This window comes from Cellulomonas soli, assembly GCF_013409305.1.
GTDB lineage: Bacteria > Actinomycetota > Actinomycetes > Actinomycetales > Cellulomonadaceae > Cellulomonas > Cellulomonas soli.
Map to the genome: position 1 here is coordinate 2,297,040 of NZ_JACBZJ010000001.1, position 19,329 is coordinate 2,316,368.

The following is a 19,329-nucleotide window of genomic DNA, read 5'->3' on the forward strand; positions in this document are numbered from 1 at the left end:
ACGTGCGGTGGGACACTCGCCGGGTGGCAGCCCTGACCGAGACCACCGCCCCGGACGTCGTCGATGCGCTGCGCAGCGCGGTGCGGGGGAGCGTCGACGACTCCACGCGCCGCCGCGCGGAGTACTCCACGGACGCCTCCAACTACCGGGTCGTACCGCAGGTCGTGGTGTTCCCGCTGGACGTCGACGACGTGCTGGCCGCAACCGAGGTCTCGCGGCAGACGGGCATCCCGCTGACCTCGCGAGGTGGCGGCACGTCGGTGGCCGGCAACGCGGTCGGCACGGGCATCGTGCTCGATTTCTCCCGGCACGTGAACCGCATCCTGGAGATCGACCCGGAGGCTCGCACGGCACGGGTCGAACCGGGCGTGATCATGGCGACGCTGCAGAAGGCGGCGGCCCCGCACGGTCTGCGGTTCGGCCCCGACCCCTCCACGCAGGCCCGCGCGACGCTCGGCGGCATGATCGGCAACAACGCGTGCGGCCCGCGTGCGGTCGCCTACGGGCGCACGGCCGACAACGTGCTCGGGCTCGACGTGGTCGACGGTCACGGCCGCCGGTTCGACGCAGGTTCCGGTGCCGGAGCGCTGGACGTCGTGCCCGGCCTGGACGCGCTGGTCCGCGGTCACCTCGACGTCATCCGCACCGAGCTGGGCCGGTTCGGTCGTCAGGTGTCCGGCTACTCGTTGGAGCACCTGCTGCCCGAGAAGGGCACCGACCTGGCCAAGGCGCTGGTCGGCACCGAGGGCACGGTCGGCACGCTGCTCGGTGCGACGCTCCGCCTGGTGCCGATCGCCGCGGCGCCCGTGCTCGTGGTGCTCGGCTACCCGGACATGCCCACGGCCGCCGACGCGGTGCCCGCGCTGCTCGCGCACGGCCCGCTGGCCATCGAGGGCATGGACTCGCGGCTCATCGACGTGGTCCGCAAGGTCAAGGGTCCGGACGCGGTGCCGCCCCTGCCGGACGGCGCCGGCTGGCTGATGGTCGAGGTCGGCGGCGACACGCTCGACGAGGCGCTGGCGCGCGCCAAGGCGCTGGCCGCCGACGCCGGCACGAGCGCGGTCGGGGTGTTCCCGCCCGGTCCGCAGGCCACCGCGATGTGGCGCATCCGCGAGGACGGTGCCGGTCTGGGCGGACGGACACCCTCGCGGGAGCAGGCCTGGCCGGGGTTCGAGGACTCGGCCGTGCCGCCCGCGCAGCTCGGTGCGTACCTGCGCGAGCTCGAGGCGCTCATGGCCACGCACCGTGTCGACGGCCTGGCGTACGGGCACTTCGGCGACGGCTGCGTGCACCTGCGGCTCGACATCCCGATGGAACGCTCGGGCGACCCCCTGCGGGCGTTCATGCAGGACGCCGCCGAGCTCGTGGCCTCGCACGGGGGCTCGTTGTCCGGGGAGCACGGGGACGGACGCGCCCGCTCGGAGCTGCTGCCGGTCATGTACTCCGCGCAGGCCATCGAGCTGTTCGGTGCGTTCAAGGCGCTGCTCGACCCACGTGACCTGCTCAACCCCGGCGTGCTGGTGAACCCGCGCCCGCTCGACGCGGACCTGCGTCGCCCTGCGGCCCGCCGGCTGCCTGCGGCGAGCGGCTTCGCATTCCCGCACGACGCGGGCGACCTCACCACGGCGGTGCACCGGTGCGTCGGCGTCGGCAAGTGCCGTGCCGACTCGACGGCCGCGGGCGGGTTCATGTGCCCGTCGTACCTGGCCACCAAGGACGAGAAGGACTCGACGCGCGGCCGTGCCCGCGTGCTGCAGGAGATGGCCAACGGGACGCTCGTCTCGCGCGGCTGGTCCTCGCCCGAGGTGCACGAGTCGCTCGACCTGTGCCTGTCCTGCAAGGCGTGCTCGTCGGACTGCCCGGCGGGCGTCGACATGGCTCAGTACAAGTCCGAGGTGCTGCACCGTACCTACCGCCGCCGGCTGCGCCCGATGAACCACTACGCGCTCGGTTGGCTGCCCCGCTGGGCCCGCCTGGTCACCGGCGTGCCCGGCCTGGCGAAGGTCGCCAACGCCCTGCTCGGCATCCGCCCCCTGGCCAAGGCCGTGCTCGCCGCCGGTGGCATGGACACCCGCAGGAAGATGGTCGCGTTCGCTGAGGAGCCGTTCCGCACCTGGGTCGACAAGGGTGGCCACGACCTGGTCACCCGCGGGGCCTCACCGTCCGCCGCCCGCACCGGCACCCGCACCCCCGTGCTGCTGTGGACCGACTCCTTCAGCGACACCCTCGCCCCCGACGTCGCCAAGGCCGCGGTCACCGTGCTCAACGACGCCGGCTACGAGGTGCTCGTTCCCGACCACCAGGCGTGCTGCGGCCTCACCTGGATCTCCACCGGTCAGCTCGACGGCGCCAAGCACCAGCTCGAGCACCTTCTCGAGGCCCTCGGCCCGTTCGCGGTCAACGGCATCCCCATCGTCGGCCTCGAGCCGTCCTGCACAGCGGTGCTGCGCTCCGACCTGCTCGACCTGTTCCCCGACGACCCGCGCGCCGCAGCCGTCTCTCGCCAGACGCACACCCTGGCCGAGCTGCTCACCGCCGAGGCACCCGTCGGGCCCGGCGACCGCTGGCAGGTGCCCGACCTGTCCGACGTCACCGCCGTCGTGCAGCCGCACTGCCACCACTACTCGGTGATGACGTGGACCGCCGACCGTGCCCTGCTCACGAAGGCCGGCGCGACGTTCTCGACCACCGCCGGCTGCTGCGGGCTCGCCGGGAACTTCGGCATGGAGAAGGGCCACTACGAGGTGTCCGTCGCTGTCGCCGAGAACTCCCTGCTGCCCGCCCTGCGCGCGGCGGCCCCTGGCGACATCTACCTGGCCGACGGGTACTCCTGCCGCACCCAGGCCGAACAGCTCGCCGGCGTCCAGGGTCACCACCTCGCGCAGCTGCTCGCCGAACGCGTCCGGGCACGCACCCAGCCCAGCTGACCACTCACCACCTCGGTCCTGACCTGTGATCGAGGTCAGCGGTGAGGGAGGTTGTGCTCCTCGGCGATTCTCCGAACGGTGCCGACTGCGCCCGCCGTCCCGAGCTCGGGCCGGTTCGCAGGGTCGTGGCAGTGCCAGATGATGTCCACCAGCGTGGGTGCGTCGACCGCCAGTGCACCGGTGCGGATGGGGATGTCGCCGAGCGCTCTCCCTCGCCGCGAGCCACGGTCGCGCCCCGTGACGCTCAGCGCCGCCATCGATCGCGGCAGCACGACGACCAGCGAGGTGGGGCCGGCCGCCTCGGACACGGCAGCCACGTCGTCCCAGGCGGTTCGGTACGTCGTCCCGTGATCCCGGACCACCAGGAGGCTCGGGGTGAGCCAGACGCCGTCACGTGCTGCTCGGATGAGCCGACGGAGCCCGGCCGCGGCGAACGGTGCGCCGACCAGGAGGACACCGGCCACGGACGCCGGCGTCAACGGGCGCTGCGTCAGCAGACCGCCTCCCACGAACAGCACCCCGACGTACGCGATGAAGCCAGCGGCCACACGTTCGCGCGCGGGATGCTGGTGGAGCACGGTCGCGGCCTGACGTCCGAGCGTGCGCGTGGCGATCTGCCCTCGCCGACCGGTCCCTTGCTCCTGCCGGTTCCGCAGCGATCTACCGGCCAGGAACCAGAGTGCAGCCCCCGTGATCCAGCTCCCGACGAAGACCGCGAGCGGCTCCTCCCGGCCGAAGATGATCCCGGTCACGCCGAACGCGATCATGGCGACCGCGGTCGGGATCTCCCGGCGACGGACACGCTGCTCGAGCCGACGCTGCTCGCGGATGAGTTCGTCGAGGGAGCTCGGGGGCTGCCCCGGGACCGGTCCGTGCGGGCGTCCCCGGCCCGGTGTCGTGCTCATCCGAAGATCGAGTCCCATGCGTCGGAGAGGCCGTCGCCGGCCGCCGAAATCGCGTCGCCAGCCGCCACCCACCCCTGCTCGGTGAGGTCAGCCACGGCCAACCCCGTATCTGTCAGATCCTGCCAGCCATTCTCGAACGCGGTGCCGACGTCCCAGCCGTTCTCGAACACGCTGTCTATCGCGCCTGATGTCACGATGCCGACCGCGCCGCCGACGACCGCGCCGACCATCGCAGCGAGCGTGTCCCGCGTCGGCTCGGCGACGCTGGGGCCGCGGGCTACGCGGTGCCGCTCCCGCTGTGCGTGGGCAGCTCGAGCACATGACCGCCGAGATCGGCCAGCTCGCCGACCGGTGCTGTCACCTCGAACACCGACGGCTCGACCTCGTCGGCGCCAAGCCGCCGCACCGCCTCGGCGTCGTCGGTCGTCAGCACCAGGCGGGCCTCCTGCGGGGTGCTCTGCACCACCCGGCAGGCCGCGCCGCGCCACGTGCAGGTCAGCTGCCGCTCGAAGACGCTCTCGCAGTCGGCAGCCGCGACCCGTCGTGTCCAGACCATGGGGCGCGCCTGCGTGAACCCGGCCGGTGGTGCGGCGCCGGTCGCGATGAGCTCGACCGTGCCGTCCATCCCGAGGTCCGCGGCCAGCTCGGTGCCCTGCCACACGGCCCTGGGCCCCACGAGCGGCACGGGCGCCGTCCACTGCCGCGCGCCGCGCCATCCGCGGGCTGCACCCTCGTAGACCGTGACCGGGCGCTGCGTGCCGTCGGCGGAGATGCGCCACAGCTCGGTGCCCTGCGGCAGCCGCGTGCGCTCGAGGAACCACACGGACGTGAGCTCCGCGGAGCGCAGGAACCCCGTCGAGTACGTGGGCCACGGCGCCTCACCGCGCGGCGGGCGAGCCAGCCGCATCAGCGCGGTCAGCGGGAACCGCAGCACGTCGACCGTGTCCGGCGACGGACCGAACCGGTCCTCACCGAGACCGTAGGCGGCCAGCAGCGCCTCCGGTGTCTGCAGCTCCAGCACCTCGCCGGCCCGCACCACCGCCCCGCCGACGGCAGCCTGCCCGAGCTCGATCGCGTCACGTGACTGCCACGGCATCAACAACTTCTGCAGCACGTCCACGCTCTACCTGCTCTCTTCTTGAATGACGGGTCGGCGCCGTCGCGGTTCATGGGTCATCGGGGCTGGTCCTCGAGTGCGGGGTGCCACAGAGGGATGTCCTTCTCGGTGATCCGCACGTTGCGCAACTCCGGGAGGGTGACGTATCGATAGATCTCGGTGTCGCGGCTGCCCGCCATTCCGGGGAGCATGTGGATGGTGGGGTCGGCGTCGTAGTAGATCGTCACGGTGCGGTGGTCGTCCGGTCGCACGCCTACGGGTATTCCGTTCCAGGTGGCGTCCATGCGGCGGGTGAGGAGTCTGTCGACGGATCGGCGGGGCACGGTCGCGCGGGGTGCTGCCGAGCGTGGTTTGTCGCGGCTGATCTCAGCTGGGTCGCTGAAGGCGGCCAGCTCGGCGGCGCTCATCAGCAGGTGCACGATCGGGTCGTGCGGGTGGATGCCCGCGAAGAACTCCCGGCCGCGCAACTGTGCGAGCAGGCCCACCCGGGGCAGGTCGGCGCCCGCGGGCCACGGGCGCAGCAGGCCCGGGGACCACAGGGCACGTTCCTCTTCCCAGGCCACGATGTCCTGCAGTTCGGAGAAGGGGACCTCGAGGTGGAAGCCGTCGTACTGGTTGCCGATCATGCCCCTCGCCGCGGCCACGGACGGGTCGCGTGCGTAGTAGATCGTCACGTCATCGGAGCCGTGCGGACCCAGGCCGACGTCGAGCCCTGACCAGGTCGCCCCACAGCCGCGGTAGAAATATCGCTCGATCTCGGCAATCGGCACCACGGCGCTGGTGCGCTCTGCTCGATTCTTGCTCCGCGTCACCCCGGCGCGGCCGGGGGCGACTGCAACATCCTCCTCGGGTCGCCAGAGAAGAATCATGGGCCGCCTGCTCTCCGGGTTCGCGCGGTACTCCTCACTGTCGTAGATCGCGATCTCACCGCTGAGCGGTAGCTGAACTCCCGCGGGCCAGCCGTTCACAGCGCCTTGATCCACTGCTGGCCGTCGAACACGGCCGCGAGTCGCTGGTCCCCGTTGGCCATGATCTCCCACATCTCCGCTCCCGGCATCATCGCTTGGCCTTGACCCTTGTTGTCGAGTGGTATTCGGTACTCGGGAATGAGGTCGCTCGACTTGAGGAACCCATTTCCGGTGTACGGATCGACCCAGCCGTCGCTGGCTCCGCTGCCGCCCATCGAGGAGAATCGGGACACCTCGGTGTCGACGGGAGACTCCATGCGCAGAACGTACTCGGCAACGTCATCCGGTGGGAAAGAGTGATTGTCGAAGTCGAGGCGCAGCGACTGCTGGAGCTTCCTGACGCTGTCGAGGTGTGCGGAATCCTCGATCCGGGTCACGGAGCCGGACACCCGCGTGGCCGCGTCGGTGCCCGGGCTCGCCTCCAGCATGGTCTTGGCCGCTCCGACGGTCAGCACCTTCTGCACGACCTCGCCGGTCGCGGGGGGCGGAAGGGCGTCGGCGATCTCCCGGAGCACCGCTCGCTCGGCCGTGCTGAGGTCACCGACGGCGCGATGGGTGGCGATCGTGACCAGGTCGTCGCGCGTCCACGGCGTGAGGCTGTGCCGGCGGAACAGGTCCTCGTCGGCCAGCAGCTCCTCGATGATGTGCTGCGACGTGCGTTCGGTGCTGATCTGGTGCTGGGCCCAGTGGGTGGAGTACTGCGCTCCGTCGGCCAAGGTGTAGTCCTGGCGCCTGGCCGCTGCAGCAGTCGCGTCATCCAGGTACCCGCCGAGTCGTGACGTCGCAGACGCCGCATCCGCGACGTCATCGGTGACGCTCGCGCCGCGCGCGCCGGCGTTCAGGACCGAGAGGGCGGCGTCGGGCACCAGGTGCCCCAGCGCTCGCGCGGGGTCGTCGGACCAGGTGTCCCAGTCGACCATGCTCTTGCCGAACGCGACACCGAACCCGACGGGGTCGGTCGTGAGGGCCGCGAAGAGCCCCTCGGTGCCCTCGAGGGTCAGGCCCCACTGCGCGCGCCACTCCTCGGCGGTGAGGTCGCCGGTGGAGACCCGCCAGAGGCTGCTCAGCAGCGACCAGGGGGTCCCGGGCTGCATCGTCATCATGCCCCAGACGGCCTCGCCGGCACCCAGCAGGACCCCACCGACGAAGGCGGCTCCCGACTCGAACCAGTTGCGACGCCTAGGGGCCGCCTCACTGGCGGCGCGGACGGCGGCGGCGCAGGTGTGGGCCGCCGCGTCGAGTTGAGCGACCGCGGTCTCGTACCGAGTCTCCGCAGCGTCACGGATGGCCTCGCCCGGGTCGTGGAACGGCTCCTGGAGCGGGATGACGGCCCTCGCGATCGCCAGCGAGGGATCGGTCGCCATCTGCGCGCTGCGCGTCTGCGCCTCCCAGGTCGCGCGGGCGGTGCGTGTGGTCTGGTCCCCCCGCAGGTAGTCGGCAGCGGCGGCCTCGGCCTCGGCCTGTGTGAGCGCCAGAGCGTCCGCGAAGGCGTAGTACGCGGCGGAGGCGTCGATGAACGCCTGGCCTGCGTCGTGCCAGCGGCGCGGTTCGGTTCCGGCGGACTCACGGAAGGAGTCGGCAGCCCGCCCGCTCCAGCCGTCGGCCGTCAGTCGGCCGAGAGCGTCACCGACGCCCACGAGCGAGTACCCGGTGCTGCGCGCCTGCGCCGCCCGGACCCTGACGGTCGGGGGGTCACCGGCGACCGCGAACGTGGACGCGCTCACGGTGCCATGACGCGCACGGCACGCACCTCGGCCGTCACGGCGCTGATCGCGCTCTGGCCCGCCGTGTCCATGTCCGCGTAGTTCATCGCGACGCGTCCGAGCCGACCGGCGAGCTCGTCCACGTCCTGCACCAGCGTGGTGATGCCGCGCTCCCAGCGCTCGACGAACTCCGCGGTGGCGCTCCGCACCGCGTCATGGCCGAGTGCCGCCTCGTCCGGGACGAGGTCGGCCACGTCCTTCGAGCGCATGAGCTCGATGGCTGAGCTCATGCCGCGGGACGCTGCGACGAGCGCGCCGAGGTCGACGTCGAAGCTGTAGTCCGCCACGTGTGCTGCCCTTCACCGTTCTCGTACTCGTCGAGGCCCGTCCGTCATCCACAAGGGGGCGAACCCTGACCTGCTGGTTCGGGCCGCTGCGATCATCGTGCATCGGCGGCGCGTGCCGTCGGGACCATGCACAGGAGGCAGGCGGATGGCGGCGGACACGAGCATGGAGGTCGGCGCGCAGGCGCTGGCCGCGTCGCGTGTCCGGCAGGCGGTGCCGGAGGTGCTGGAGGCCATCGACGCACTGTCCAGGGCTGTCGGTGCTGCCATCCCCGGGTTCCGGGGCGCCAGTGCCGCGGCGCTCACGGAGGCGCTCGACGCGTGGTTCACCGCAGCGGCGGACCTGCCACCGTGCCTGCACGCGTGGGCCGACGCGCTCGTGGCGGTCGACACGACCGCCGCGGAGGCCGAGGCCCGTCAGGCCGACACGTTCCTGGCGCTCACCGGCCGACTGGGTGGTCTGCCTCAATGAGCGAGCCGGGGATCAGCGTCCACCAGGACGCGCTCGCGGATCTTGAGTCGGCGCTGACTGCTGCGGGAGACGCGATCACCGATGCCGTGACCACCGCCATGCGCGACGTCGACCTGCGGGTCCACCTGTGGGCGACGGGGACGCAGTCGCGTGCCGCGGAGATCGCCTACGAGGGGCGGTTGCGGGCGGGTGTGGAGCGGCTGACCGCCGCGCTCGACCAGGTGCGGGTCGCGGTGGCCGACGTCCGTGAGGAGGCGCGGCGCATCGAGGTGCAGAACGTGGCGCTTCTCGAGTCCTGAGCCCCGCGGCTCAGGAGACGCGCCGCGTGGTGCGGCCACGCCCGGGGTGCCACGACTCGACGAGCAGCTCGTCGGCGCTCTCGGCCAACCGGGTCAGGACGACCTCGGTGATGTCGAGCGCGAAGTAGAGGCCGTCCGGCCCGGACTGGTCGGCCGGCTTCGGGATCGGCACGAGCAGCCCGGCGAGCTTGGCGTCACCGGCCCAGGCAGTCTGGTCCGACGGAGGCTCGAGCGTCGGGGAGTGGATCGCGACCCGCGGGTCGCGTGTGACGTCCCGTGCCTTGATCGAGTGCGGCATCATGCCGAGCGTCACGTCGTGCTCGCCGATCACGAGCTCGCTGCCCGAGACGCGCGGGGACCCGTCGGCACGCAGCGTGGCGAGCACCTTGTTGGTGCCCGCGTCGAAGATCGCGGCCACCGCGTCGGCGAATGCCCGGTCGGCCGCGCGGACCTGGGACCACCGGGTGCGCTCGCTCATGGACCCCTTCCTACCGTGGCTCACCGACACGGGGCCGAAGGAGGGCCCGAGCTGGTCCGAGCGGCGTCGGTGCGCACCGCGCAACGGCGGGAAGGCCCACCCCGGCGCGCGCCCCGCACGAGAGGATGGACCACCCATCTGCGTCGCGAAGGCGCAGGTCAACCGCGATATCGAGGTCCTCGCGTGAACCGTTCGGTCCAGACCTGGGACGACGTCCTGACCCTGCTCGACACCCTGTTCGAGGAGAACGCCGACCGCTGGTCCGATCGCGGTGGCGCCGCGTGGTGGGACGCGTTCTACGCGGACCGCGAGCGGGGTGTGCCGTTCTTCCGGGGGGCGCCGGACGAGAGCCTCGTGCAGTGGGTCGAGGACGGCCTGGTGGACCTTCCGGCCGGCGCGCGGGTGCTCGAGCTGGGCTGCGGTCCGGGCCGGAACGCGATCTGGCTCGCGCAGCAGGGCTGCCGGGTCGACGCGGTCGACCTGTCGGACTCGGCCCTGACGTGGGCGCGCGAGCGGGCGCTGAGCGTCGGGGTCGACGTGCGGTTCGAGCGCGCGGACATCTTCGCCTGGGCGGTGCCCGACGGAGGGTACGACCTGGTCTACGACTCGGGGTGCTTCCACCACCTGCCGCCGCACCGGCGGCCGGCCCACCGTGAGCTTCTGCGGCGTGCGCTGCGTCCGGGCGCGTCGTTCGGTCTGGCGTGCTTCGCCGCGGGTGCGATGGGCACCGAGGACGCGGACCTCGAGCTGTACCGCGCGGGGTCGCTGGCCGGAGGTCTGGCCTACACGGCGCAGGAGCTGCGGTCGACCTTCGGCTGGCTCCAGGAACGAGAGCTGCGGCGCATGCGGGCGATGTCGGGGCAGGACGGCCGGTTCGGCGAGGACTTCTTGTGGGCGGGGCTGTTCGCCCGGGACGAGCGACCTGGCATCTGAGGCCCGCTGCGGCGCGCGCTGCCGCGTCCGGCCGGTGTCAGGAGGGCAGGTCCGGGCGGACGGTCACCGGTGCGAGACCTCGGACGACCAGCACCGCGGTGATCGACCCGGCCGCCATGATCGCGGCGAGCACCACGATCTGGAACCGTCCGGCCTCGAGCGGAGACACCCCGCCGAAGATCGCGCCGACGAATGCCCCGGGCAGCGTCACGAGCCCGGTGGTCCGGGTCTGGTCGGTCGACGGGATGAGTGCCGACCGGACCGATCCGCGCGCGATCTCCAGGGTGGACCGCCGCGGCGTGGCACCGAGCGCGAGCCAGCCTTCGACCTCCTCCCACCGGTCGTGCGCCGCCTCGGTGAAGCGGCGACCGGCGAGCGTCGTGATCGTCATGGCGTTCCCGACGACGATGCCGCCGATCGCCAGGACGTACCGCCCGGTGAGGGCCAGTGCGTGGGTCCCGAAGACGACACCCAGGGCCACGGCGATCCCGGCGGCCATCGCGCCGGAGACCAGGGCGAACCTGTGCGCGGAGAACCCGAGGCGGCGGGTGGCAGTGGTGGTGGCGACCGCGAACATGACGACCAGGGCGGCGGCGATGCCGAGCGGGTGCGTGATCAGTCCGCCGAGCACGAGGCTGATGGCCGCCAGCTGCACGGCTCCGCGCAGGATCGCCCAGGCGGGTGCGGTCGGGTGCGGCACCCGGTAGCCCGCGAGCACCGCCACGGTGATCGTGACCAGGACTGCCACGCCGCCGAGCGTCGACAGGTACGGGCCGATCGCGGTCACCCGACGAGGGTACGGCCGACCGTGCGGGGTCGGCGGGCGGCGGGCCGGTCAGCCCACGCGCTGGGTGTGCCGTCCGCGCCGGGGGTGCCACGAGTCGATGACCAGGTGGTCTGCCGGGTCCCCGACGCGCGTGAGCACGACCTCCGTCACGACCAGCGCGTAGAACACCGACCCGGGGACGATCGGCACGTGGCCGGGTGCGTCGACCGGGACGAGCACGCCCGCCATCTTCGCGTCGCCGATCCAGCCGGCGATGTCGGCGGGCGGCTCGAGCGTGGGGGAGTGGATCGCGACGCGCGGGTCGCGGGCGACGTCGCGGGCCTTGAGCGAGCGGGGCATCATCCCGACGAGCAGCTCCTCCTCGCCGATGACGAGCTCGGTGCCCGAGACCCTGGGCGAGCCGTCGGCACGGGTCGTGGCGAGCACCTTGTGGGTGCCGGAGTCGAACACGGCGGTGACGGCGTCGGCGAACGCGGGGTCGCAGGCACGCAGCTCGGCCCATCGGGAGCGGGGGTTCATGGGCACTTCATACCGTGTCGCGGGCCAGGACTGTCCGATTTGTCCGACACGCCCACGGTTGGACGTGGAGGCGCTCGACCCACCAGGCTGGGGGCATGCTGGTCGCCTTCTCCGTCGCCCCGCTCGGTGCGGGCGAGTCCGTCACCGAGTCCGTCGCCGACGCCGTGCGCATCGTCCGCGAGTCCGGTCTGCCGAACCGCACCGATGCGATGTTCACCACGATCGAGGGCGAGTGGGACGAGGTCATGGACGTCGTGCGCCGCGCGACGGAGGCCGTCGGCCGGCACGGGAACCGGGTCAGCCTGGTGCTCAAGGCGGACATCCGTCCAGGTCACACGGGTGAGCTGGACGGCAAGGTCGAGCGGGTCGAGGCGCGGCTCGCCCTCGACTGAACGGCACGGCCGGGCGGCCGGGCGCGCACGGGACAGGCGGGAACCGGCCCGGCTCGCGACAGTCGCGGGACGGACCACCCGGACGAGGGCTGACGTGGCCCGCAGGCTGTGGGACAGTGTGGACGCGGGCGCGCCGGACGCGGTGCGCGAGGGTAGCGACGGCGCGTGCGGCGGACGGCTGCGCGCCCAGGAGGGGTCGGGGGGACATGCCGATCTTCGAGCTCGACGAGGGCAAGGTGCGCCTCGTCCAGCCGATGCAGCCTCTGGCCGGGTCGTTCGCGCAGGAGTGCGCGTCGCTGCTGTCCGGTCATCTCGCCGCGATCGCCGGCGAGGCGCTCTTCACGGTGCGCTCTCGTGCGGCGGTCCCCGAGCACACCGACGCCCCTGACCTGCTGGCGCTCGACGCGTCCGGCCGCCCCGTGGTCTTCGACGTCGCCCAGGTCATCGACGAGGACGCGCTCGTGACGGCGATGCGTCGCGCGGGCCAGGCCGGACGGATGACCGCGACCGACCTCGCCCGGGCGTACCACGTGGACCCGGCCCGGTTCGGTGTCGACTACGCGGCGTTCCGCGAGCAGGTCTCCTCCGGTCCGCAGACCTCCCGGCGCGAGGGCGTCCGGCTCGTGCTGCTCTGCTCGGAGGTCGCCGCCGAGGCCGTCGACTCGCTGGCGTTCCTGCGCGGCCCCGGTCGGCACGTCGAGGTCTTCCAGGTCGGCGTGGTCCGGGGTGCGGACGACCGGCGCCTGGTCGACGTCTCCCCGCTGGCCGTGCACGAGGGTGTCCGCCGGTCGGTCGAGCCGACCGCGCTGCGCCTCGTGCGTTCCAGCGAGGCGTTCGCCAGCGCGATGGCCTACCACCCGGAGGACGTGCGCAACCCCTCGGGCCCCGCGTTCGGCCGCCGCCCCAGCCCGCCGACCGGTGAGCTGCGTGCCGTCGGGCCGGCAGAGCGCCCGCCCGTGCCGGCGCCGACGCCGCTGACCAAGCGCGGCACGCTCACCGAGCCGACGCCGCTGCCCTTCGGCCCGTTCGGTCGCGACGACGACCAGCCGGACGAGGGTGAGAACCCGCTGACCACCACGGCTCCCCTGCTGCCCACCCCGCCGGACGACGGCGAGCACGGCCGCCCGGCCGCTCCCGCGGGCCTGCGCACGCTCGCGCCGGCCGACGTGACGGCCGTGCCCCCGGCAGGTCTGCTGACGGGGCCGACGGCGGCCCTGCGCGCCAGCATGATCGGCGGCACGCGCGCGGGCTCGGACGGCGCGGCCTCGTGGCGCTCGCTGCAGGGCGACGACGCGCTCTCGGGCTGGACGCCGCTCGGTGACCCGTCCGTGCAGATCCCGCGGCCCGAGCTGACGATGCTCGCCAAGAGCCGGCGCGCCGTGACGACGCTGGTGTGGCTGCGCGAACGGCGCGGTCAGCGGCTGCAGGCCCTGCTGCGCTCCGACGGGCTCATCGAGCTGCCCGACGGCGCGGTGTACGCCGACCCGAGCGAGGCCGCGGCCGCTGCCGTCGGTTCGGAGTCGGCGGTGGACGGCTGGCGCTCGTGGCGGCTGGGCGACGGCGGTCCGACGCTGGCCGAGGCGACGGGCGCAGCCCCGCTCTGACCCGGGCCGGCGCCGTGCGAGCGCGCTCGGGGCTGCTCAGCTCCACCCGTAGGCCGACACCCACCGGTCGATCTCCGCGTACACGCGGGCGCGCACCGGGGGTGCGGACAGCACCAGGTCGTGCATGCCGCCCGTGATGCGCACGACCGTGACGTTCGAGCCCAGCTGGACGGCCCGGCGGGCGAGCAGCTCGACGTCCAGCACGCTGTCGGCCGCGCGCATGTCCTCGCTCCACCGCGGGCTGATCACGGTGCGTGCCGAGGCGAGCATGAGGATCGGGTGCTCGATGTGCAGCCCGCGGGCGACCGTGGCGTGCCCGGCGGTGATCGCCCGGAGCCATCCGGCCCGGACGGGGAACGACGGTGTGGGACGCCAGGCCTCGTCGATGGTCCACTCCCCGCCGAACCGCGCCTCGACCGAGCGGGCGTAGAAGCCGGGGTCGATGTTCGGCAACGGTGTGCGCGGCTGGAACCGGGCGAGCTGGGCGAGCGCCGGCCCGGAGGCGTACCGCACGATCGCTGACCCCTGCAGCTCGAGCCACGGGCTGTTGAGCACGAGCCCGGAGACCTGCCCGGGGTGCCGGTTGGCCCACAGCACGCCGATCAGGCCGCCCGTCGAGTGACCCATGAGCATGACGCGGCCGTGCGGGCCGATCTCGGTGCGCACCACGTCGAGCGCGGCGTCCAGGTCCTGGTCGTAGCGCTGCAGGTCGTCGGTGTACCCGGGCGTCTGGTACGGGCGCAGGGACCGGCCGTACTTGTGCAGGTCGAGCGCGTAGAACGCGACGCCGCGTGCGTGCCAGAACTCCGCCAACCCGGTCTGGAAGAAGTAGTCGGACCACCCGTGCACGTACAGGACGGCCCGCGCGGGTCGCTGCGGCTCGACGGTCGGCGGGCGGTACCGCACCAGGCTCGCGACGAGCTCGCCCTCGTCGTCGGGCGCGAGCGTGAGCGTCGCGACCTCGTAGCCCTCACCGAGGACGTCCGGCTCCCAGCTGACGGGCATGCGGGCGTCTCCTCGCTGTGGCCGGGCGTCAGACCTCGAGGACGATCTTGCCGAACTGCGCGCCGTCGGCAAGCCGCGACAGGCCGTCCGCGGCGCGGGCCAGCGGGAACGTGGAGTCGACGAGCGGTCGCACACCCGTGCGGGCGAGGAACGCGAGCAGGTGCACGAGGTCGTCGCGCGAGCCCATCGTGGTGCCGACGACGGTGATCTCCTGGAAGAAGATCCGGGTCAGCTCGGCGGCGGTCGCGTCCCCGCTGGTGGCGCCCGCGACGACGATCGTGCCGCCGGGACGGACCGAGCGCACCGAGTGGGACCACGTGGCCCGGCCGACGCTCTCGAGCACGACGTCGACGCGCGGCACCCGGGCCCCCGGCTCGACGGCGGAGGCGGCGCCCAGCTCCAGGGCCTGCGCCCGACGGTTCTCGTCGCGGCTGGTCACGATCATCTCGAGGCCGGCGGCCGCACCGAGGCGGACGGCGGCCGTGGCCAGGCCCCCACCGGCGCCCTGCACGAGGACGCGCTGCCCGGGCGTCGCCCGCCCGGTCGTGAAGAGCATCCGGTACGCGGTCAGCCACGCGGTCGGCAGGCAGGCCGCCTCGACGAAGCTGAGCGCTGCCGGCTTGTCGACGAGGTTCCACGTCGGGACGGCGACCTGCTCGGCGAGCGTGCCGGGGTGCCGCTCGGAGAGCAGCGAGCGTGGTTCGTCCGGCCCGACGCCGTGGCCGCTCGGACCGCCGATCACGCCGTGCACGACGACCTCGCGGCCGTCCGCGGTGACGCCGGCGGCGTCGGTGCCGAGGATCATCGGCAGCTGCTCGGGGCGCAGGCCCACGCCGCGCAGCGACCACAGGTCGTGGTGGTTGAGCGCTGCGGCCCGCACGTCGACCGTGGTCCAGTGCTCGCGGGCCGGGGGTGCGGGGCGGTCGCCGACGTCGAGGCCGGCGATCGGGTCGTCGGGGCTGAACCGGGCGACGGTGGCGGCGAGCATGCGCCCACCCTAGGACGTGCGCCGCTCAGAGCAGCGGCAGCATGCGCCCGAGGTCGGGGACGGCGTCCGAGGCGAACCGGGCCTGCAGCGCGCCCGTGAGCGCGTCGACGTCGTAGGGGGTGCGGCCTGCGGCGAGACGGACCCAGGCACGGGCGTCGACGACCTCGAGGTCCCAGCCGCCGCGGGCGACCACGATCCGCAGCAGCGCCTGCGCCACGAGGTCCAGCGCCTCGGCGTCGACGGGGTCCTCCTCGGCCGACAGCCGTGCGCGCCCCCGGGCGGAGGCCACCGACCGGGCGAGGTCGTCGGCGTGCACGGTCAGCTCGATCACCCGCGAGAGGGTCATCGTGCTCAGCAGGACCGGGCCGCGCCGGGCCTGGACGACGAGGTCGACCGGTCCGAGCTCGTCCAGCCGAGCGAAGGCCGCCCGCATGCGTGCGTCGACCCCGGCCAGCGGGTCGTCGGCGATCTCGACGGCGAGCTCGCGCGTGACCTGGGTGATCTCCGCCGCGCGCCCGGGGTACGTGCCGAGGTACTCCGCGAGGGTCAGCGGCACGGTGCCCTCGGGGAGGGGGACGCACGCGGCCAGCGCGTCCATCGCACGTCCGAGGTGCGCGACCAGCTCGTCGATCGTCCAGCCGGGAAGGACCGAGGCGGCCGTCCCGGTGCCGGCGTCGACGACCGCGCCGATCCAGGGGCGCAGGCGGTCCCACTGGGCGTGCAGGGCGTGCCGGGCGGCGGCGAGCTCGGCGGAGGCGGGTGCGGCGGCGGGGGTCATGCGGCCATCGTGCCCGACCGGCGGGTGCTCAGACCGCGTGCGTCCGCAGGAAGTCCGAGACGATCGCGCCGACCTGGTCCTCCTCGATGAGGAACCCGTCGTGCCCGAACTCGGAGGCCACGGTCCGCACCGGCCCGGCACCGGGGATGCCCGCGGCGATCCGCTCGGACTGCGACGGCGGGAAGAGGCGGTCGGAGTCCACGGCGACCACCAGCGCCCGGGCGGTGATCTGCGCGAGCGCGGCCTCGACGCCCCCGCGGTCGCGGCCGAGGTCGTGCGTGATCATCGTGCGGGTCAGCGCGACGTAGGTGTTCGCGTCGAACCGTCGGCTCAGCTTGTCGCCGTGGTGGTCGAGGTAGGACTGGACGGCGAACCGGCCGCCCTCGAGCGGGTCCTCGGCGCCCTGCGGGATGCGGCCGAAGCGTTCGTCGAGCTCACGGGCCGACCGGTACGTCTGGTGCGCGATCTGCCGGGCGAGCCCGAGGCCCACGTGCGGGCCGTCACCGTCGTCGGCGTCGTAGTAGTCGCCGTCGCGGTAGCGCGGGTCGCCCTGGATCGCGGCGAGCTGCGTGTGGAACCCGGCGATCTGGTCGCCCGAGGTCTGCGCGGTCGTCGCGATGGCGGCGAGCGTGCGCACCCGGGTCGGTGCGCCGACGCCCCACTCGAGCACGCGCAGGCCGCCGAGCGAGGCACCGATCACGAGCGCCCACTCGTCGATGCCCAGCAGGTCGGCCAGCCGGACCTCCGCGGCGACCTGGTCGCGCACGGTGAGCAGCGGGAACCGTCCGCCCCACGGGCGGCCGTCGGGTGCTGTCGAGGCAGGGCCGGTGGAGCCCTGGCAGCCGCCGAGCACGTTGGGGGCCACGACGAAGTACCGGTCGGTGTCGATCGGGGCGCCCGGTCCGACCATCGACTGCCACCAGCCGGCGGTCGGGTGCCCGGGGCCGGCCTCGCCCGTGACGTGCGAGTCGCCGGTGAGCGCGTGCAGGACGAGCACCGCGTTGCTGCCGTCCTCGGCGAGCGTGCCCCAGGTCTCGTAGGCGAGCCGGACCGCGGGTAGCCGGCCGCCCGACTCGAGGGCGAACGGGCCCAGGTCGGCGAACTGCCGCCGTCCGACCGGGTCGCCCTCGCGCCACGCGGCACTGACCGGGGCCGGCGGGCGGTCGCCCAGCGGGGTGCGGCTGGCGAGCGTGCGTGCGCGCGCCGTCGTCCCGTGGCGGCTCGCGCGTCGCGTGGCCACGAGGTCGGGCAGGGTCGGCTCGTCAGGCATCGCCGACCACCTTACGGACGGCGCGCGGGGTGGGCGCGTCGGGACCGCGCACCGGGACGACCGCCCCCGACGGCCCGTGCGCGGCCCGCGCCCGCACCCCGCCACCGCCCGGATGCGCCGTCGTGGGCAGGACGACGGCGCCCGGGAGGGGCGAGGTGCGGGGCGGGTGCGGCACGGCTGGGACCTCAGGCGCCCTTGGCGGCGCGGAAGCCCGCGTCGAGGTCGGCGAGGATGTCGTCGACGTGCTCGATGCCGACCGCGAGGCGGACCAGGCCGGGCGTCACGCCGGACAGCGCCTGCTCCTCGGGCGTGAGCTGGCTGTGCGTCGTCGAGGCCGGGTGGATGACGAGCGAGCGCACGTCGCCGATGTTCGCGACGTTCGAGTGCAGCTCGAGCGCCGAGACGAACGCCTGGCCCGCCTCCGTGCCGCCGTCGATCTCGAACGCGAGCACGGCGCCCGCACCGCGCGGGGCGTACTTGAGCTGGTTGGCGTGCCACGGGCTGGACTCGAGCCCGGCGTAGTGCACGCCGAGCACGTCGTCGCGGGCCTCGAGCCACGCGGCGACCTTCTGCGCGTTCTCCACGTGCCGCTCGACGCGCAGCGACAGCGTCTCGATGCCCTGCGCGATGAGGAACGCGTTGAACGGGCTGATCGCCGAGCCGAGGTCGCGCAGCAGCTGCACGCGGGCCTTGAGGATGAACGAGAGGTTCGCGCCGAACGCGCCGCCGACGCCGAGGTCCCGGGCGAACACCAGGCCGTTGTAGGACGGGTCGGGCGTGTTGTAGTTCGGGAAGCGCTCGGGGTGCTGGGCGTAGTCGAACGTGCCGCCGTCGACGATGACGCCGCCGATGGCCGAGCCGTGGCCGCCGAGGTACTTGGTCGCCGAGTGCACCACGACGTCGGCGCCCCACTTCAGCGGGTTGATGAGGTACGGCGTGGCGACCGTGTTGTCGACGACCAGCGGCACGCCGTACTCGTGCGCGACGGCGGCGACGGACTCGATGTCCAGCACGTCGGACTTCGGGTTCGGGATCGTCTCGGCGTAGAACAGCTTGGTGTTCGGGCGGATCGCGTCCTTCCACGCCTGCGGGTCGTGCGGGTCGGAGACGAAGGTCGTCTCGATGCCCAGCTTCGGCAGCGTGTAGTGCAGCAGGTTGTACGTGCCGCCGTAGAGCGACGGGCTGGCCACGACGTGGTCGCCGGCCTCGGCGATGTTGAGGATCGCCAGCGTCTCGGCGGCCTGCCCCGAGGAGACGAGCAGCGCGCCGACGCCGCCCTCGAGGGAGGCGATGCGGTTCTCGACGACCTCCTGCGTGGGGTTGCCGATGCGCGTGTAGATCGGGCCGAGCTCCTTGAGCGCGAACCGGTCGGCGGCCTGCTGGGCGTTCTCGAAGACGTAGGACGTGGTCTGGTAGATCGGCAGCGAGCGGGCGCCCGTCGTCGGGTCGGGCTGCTGGCCGGCGTGGATCTGGCGGGTCTCGAAGTTCCAGCTCTCGTTGCTCACGGTGTGCTCCTGGGTGCGATGGTTCACGGTCGTCACTGGGCGGTGCGGGTTCGTGGACCGTGGGAGCTCGGCAGGCGTCGTCCGCTCGTGGTCCGGGGTGGGTGGGCGCACGGGACGTGTCGGGGCTCAGCCGGTGGTGAGGGCGGACCGTCGAGGGTCCGGCACCTGCCGCCGGGCACAGCCGAGCGTGCGCTGGGTCAGCGACACATTCGGCGGCAGGACATGTCGGCGAGGTTACGGCCGAGGCGCACGGCCTGGACAGGGTGGTCTCATCCAGTGAGATGACTGTCTCATCGATGGACGCTCGTCCGGGTGGTCGGCACCGGCTCGGCGGC

The 19,329-nt window shown here is 73.4% G+C and carries 20 protein-coding genes; 6 read left to right on the forward strand and 14 right to left on the reverse strand.

Annotated features, from left to right (window positions below; translation table 11 throughout):
* Positions 1–23: 23 nt before the first annotated feature.
* Positions 24–2,927, forward strand: coding sequence for an FAD-binding and (Fe-S)-binding domain-containing protein (locus tag BKA22_RS10675; protein ID WP_146953558.1), 2,904 nt, complete (start codon positions 24–26; stop codon positions 2,925–2,927).
* A gap of 35 nt (positions 2,928–2,962) precedes the next feature.
* Here BKA22_RS10675 and BKA22_RS10680 read toward each other — a convergent pair whose 3' ends face one another.
* Genes BKA22_RS10680 through BKA22_RS10705 form a run of 6 tightly spaced genes read right to left on the reverse strand, consistent with a single transcriptional unit; the run spans position 2,963 to position 7,967 of the window.
* Positions 2,963–3,832 carry a hypothetical protein gene (locus BKA22_RS10680; RefSeq protein WP_146953557.1) on the reverse strand — a complete coding sequence of 290 codons (870 nt, stop codon included), beginning with the start codon at positions 3,830–3,832 and terminating at the stop codon, positions 2,963–2,965.
* Complete coding sequence (locus tag BKA22_RS10685) at positions 3,829–4,062, reverse strand: hypothetical protein (protein WP_146953556.1); 234 nt, start codon at positions 4,060–4,062, stop codon at positions 3,829–3,831. Before BKA22_RS10685 ends, BKA22_RS10680 begins: the two co-directional genes overlap by 4 nt.
* A gap of 47 nt (positions 4,063–4,109) precedes the next feature.
* Positions 4,110–4,946 (reverse strand): hypothetical protein, encoded by an 837-nt coding sequence (locus BKA22_RS10690; protein ID WP_146953555.1) that lies wholly within the window; start codon positions 4,944–4,946, stop codon positions 4,110–4,112.
* A gap of 59 nt (positions 4,947–5,005) precedes the next feature.
* Positions 5,006–5,917 (reverse strand): hypothetical protein, encoded by a 912-nt coding sequence (locus tag BKA22_RS10695; protein ID WP_146953554.1) that lies wholly within the window; start codon positions 5,915–5,917, stop codon positions 5,006–5,008.
* Positions 5,914–7,641, reverse strand: coding sequence for a putative T7SS-secreted protein (locus BKA22_RS10700; protein WP_146953553.1), 1,728 nt, complete (start codon positions 7,639–7,641; stop codon positions 5,914–5,916). Before BKA22_RS10700 ends, BKA22_RS10695 begins: the two co-directional genes overlap by 4 nt.
* Positions 7,638–7,967, reverse strand: coding sequence for a hypothetical protein (locus tag BKA22_RS10705; protein WP_146953552.1), 330 nt, complete (start codon positions 7,965–7,967; stop codon positions 7,638–7,640). The genes BKA22_RS10700 and BKA22_RS10705 overlap by 4 nt, the downstream gene beginning before the upstream one ends.
* Before the next feature lie 145 nt (positions 7,968–8,112).
* Between BKA22_RS10705 and BKA22_RS10710 the strand changes: the two genes are divergently transcribed.
* Positions 8,113–8,436, forward strand: a complete 324-nt coding sequence (locus tag BKA22_RS10710) for a hypothetical protein (RefSeq protein ID WP_146953551.1) — start codon at positions 8,113–8,115, stop codon at positions 8,434–8,436.
* On the forward strand, positions 8,433–8,735 hold the full coding sequence (locus tag BKA22_RS10715; RefSeq protein ID WP_146953550.1) for a hypothetical protein: 303 nt from the start codon (positions 8,433–8,435) through the stop codon (positions 8,733–8,735). Before BKA22_RS10710 ends, BKA22_RS10715 begins: the two co-directional genes overlap by 4 nt.
* 10 nt (positions 8,736–8,745) lie before the next feature.
* On the opposite strand, the gene BKA22_RS10720 is transcribed toward BKA22_RS10715, so the two are convergent.
* A complete protein-coding gene (locus BKA22_RS10720) occupies positions 8,746–9,213 on the reverse strand; it encodes a pyridoxamine 5'-phosphate oxidase family protein (RefSeq protein ID WP_146953549.1) in 468 nt (155 codons plus the stop codon).
* Between the two features lie 183 nt (positions 9,214–9,396).
* Here BKA22_RS10720 and BKA22_RS10725 point away from each other — a divergent pair, with 183 nt between their 5' ends.
* Entirely contained in the window at positions 9,397–10,146 is a 750-nt protein-coding gene (locus BKA22_RS10725) for a class I SAM-dependent methyltransferase (RefSeq protein ID WP_146953548.1), read from the forward strand.
* 37 nt (positions 10,147–10,183) lie between these two features.
* Here BKA22_RS10725 and BKA22_RS10730 read toward each other — a convergent pair whose 3' ends face one another.
* Together BKA22_RS10730 and BKA22_RS10735 are read right to left on the reverse strand one after the other, a co-directional pair.
* Entirely contained in the window at positions 10,184–10,933 is a 750-nt protein-coding gene (locus tag BKA22_RS10730; RefSeq protein ID WP_223203634.1) for an ABC transporter permease, read from the reverse strand.
* Between the two features lie 48 nt (positions 10,934–10,981).
* Positions 10,982–11,452 (reverse strand): pyridoxamine 5'-phosphate oxidase family protein, encoded by a 471-nt coding sequence (locus BKA22_RS10735; RefSeq protein WP_146953547.1) that lies wholly within the window; start codon positions 11,450–11,452, stop codon positions 10,982–10,984.
* Between the two features lie 95 nt (positions 11,453–11,547).
* Between BKA22_RS10735 and BKA22_RS10740 the strand changes: the two genes are divergently transcribed.
* Complete coding sequence (locus BKA22_RS10740; protein ID WP_146953546.1) at positions 11,548–11,844, forward strand: MTH1187 family thiamine-binding protein; 297 nt, start codon at positions 11,548–11,550, stop codon at positions 11,842–11,844.
* A gap of 206 nt (positions 11,845–12,050) precedes the next feature.
* Positions 12,051–13,448 (forward strand): restriction system modified-DNA reader domain-containing protein, encoded by a 1,398-nt coding sequence (locus tag BKA22_RS10745; RefSeq protein WP_146953545.1) that lies wholly within the window; start codon positions 12,051–12,053, stop codon positions 13,446–13,448.
* A 36-nt stretch (positions 13,449–13,484) separates the two neighbouring features.
* On the opposite strand, the gene BKA22_RS10750 is transcribed toward BKA22_RS10745, so the two are convergent.
* The 5 genes from BKA22_RS10750 to BKA22_RS10770 form a co-directional block, all read right to left on the reverse strand.
* Positions 13,485–14,453 (reverse strand): alpha/beta hydrolase, encoded by a 969-nt coding sequence (locus BKA22_RS10750; RefSeq protein ID WP_146953544.1) that lies wholly within the window; start codon positions 14,451–14,453, stop codon positions 13,485–13,487.
* 28 nt (positions 14,454–14,481) lie between these two features.
* Entirely contained in the window at positions 14,482–15,441 is a 960-nt protein-coding gene (locus BKA22_RS10755; protein WP_146953543.1) for a zinc-binding dehydrogenase, read from the reverse strand.
* A gap of 25 nt (positions 15,442–15,466) precedes the next feature.
* Positions 15,467–16,219, reverse strand: coding sequence for a maleylpyruvate isomerase N-terminal domain-containing protein (locus BKA22_RS10760; RefSeq protein WP_146953542.1), 753 nt, complete (start codon positions 16,217–16,219; stop codon positions 15,467–15,469).
* A 28-nt stretch (positions 16,220–16,247) separates the two neighbouring features.
* Positions 16,248–17,489 carry a homoserine O-acetyltransferase MetX gene (metX, locus tag BKA22_RS10765; RefSeq protein ID WP_146953541.1) on the reverse strand — a complete coding sequence of 414 codons (1,242 nt, stop codon included), beginning with the start codon at positions 17,487–17,489 and terminating at the stop codon, positions 16,248–16,250.
* Positions 17,490–17,674: 185 nt separating this feature from the next.
* Positions 17,675–19,021 (reverse strand): bifunctional o-acetylhomoserine/o-acetylserine sulfhydrylase, encoded by a 1,347-nt coding sequence (locus tag BKA22_RS10770; protein ID WP_262926916.1) that lies wholly within the window; start codon positions 19,019–19,021, stop codon positions 17,675–17,677.
* Positions 19,022–19,329: the final 308 nt, after the last annotated feature.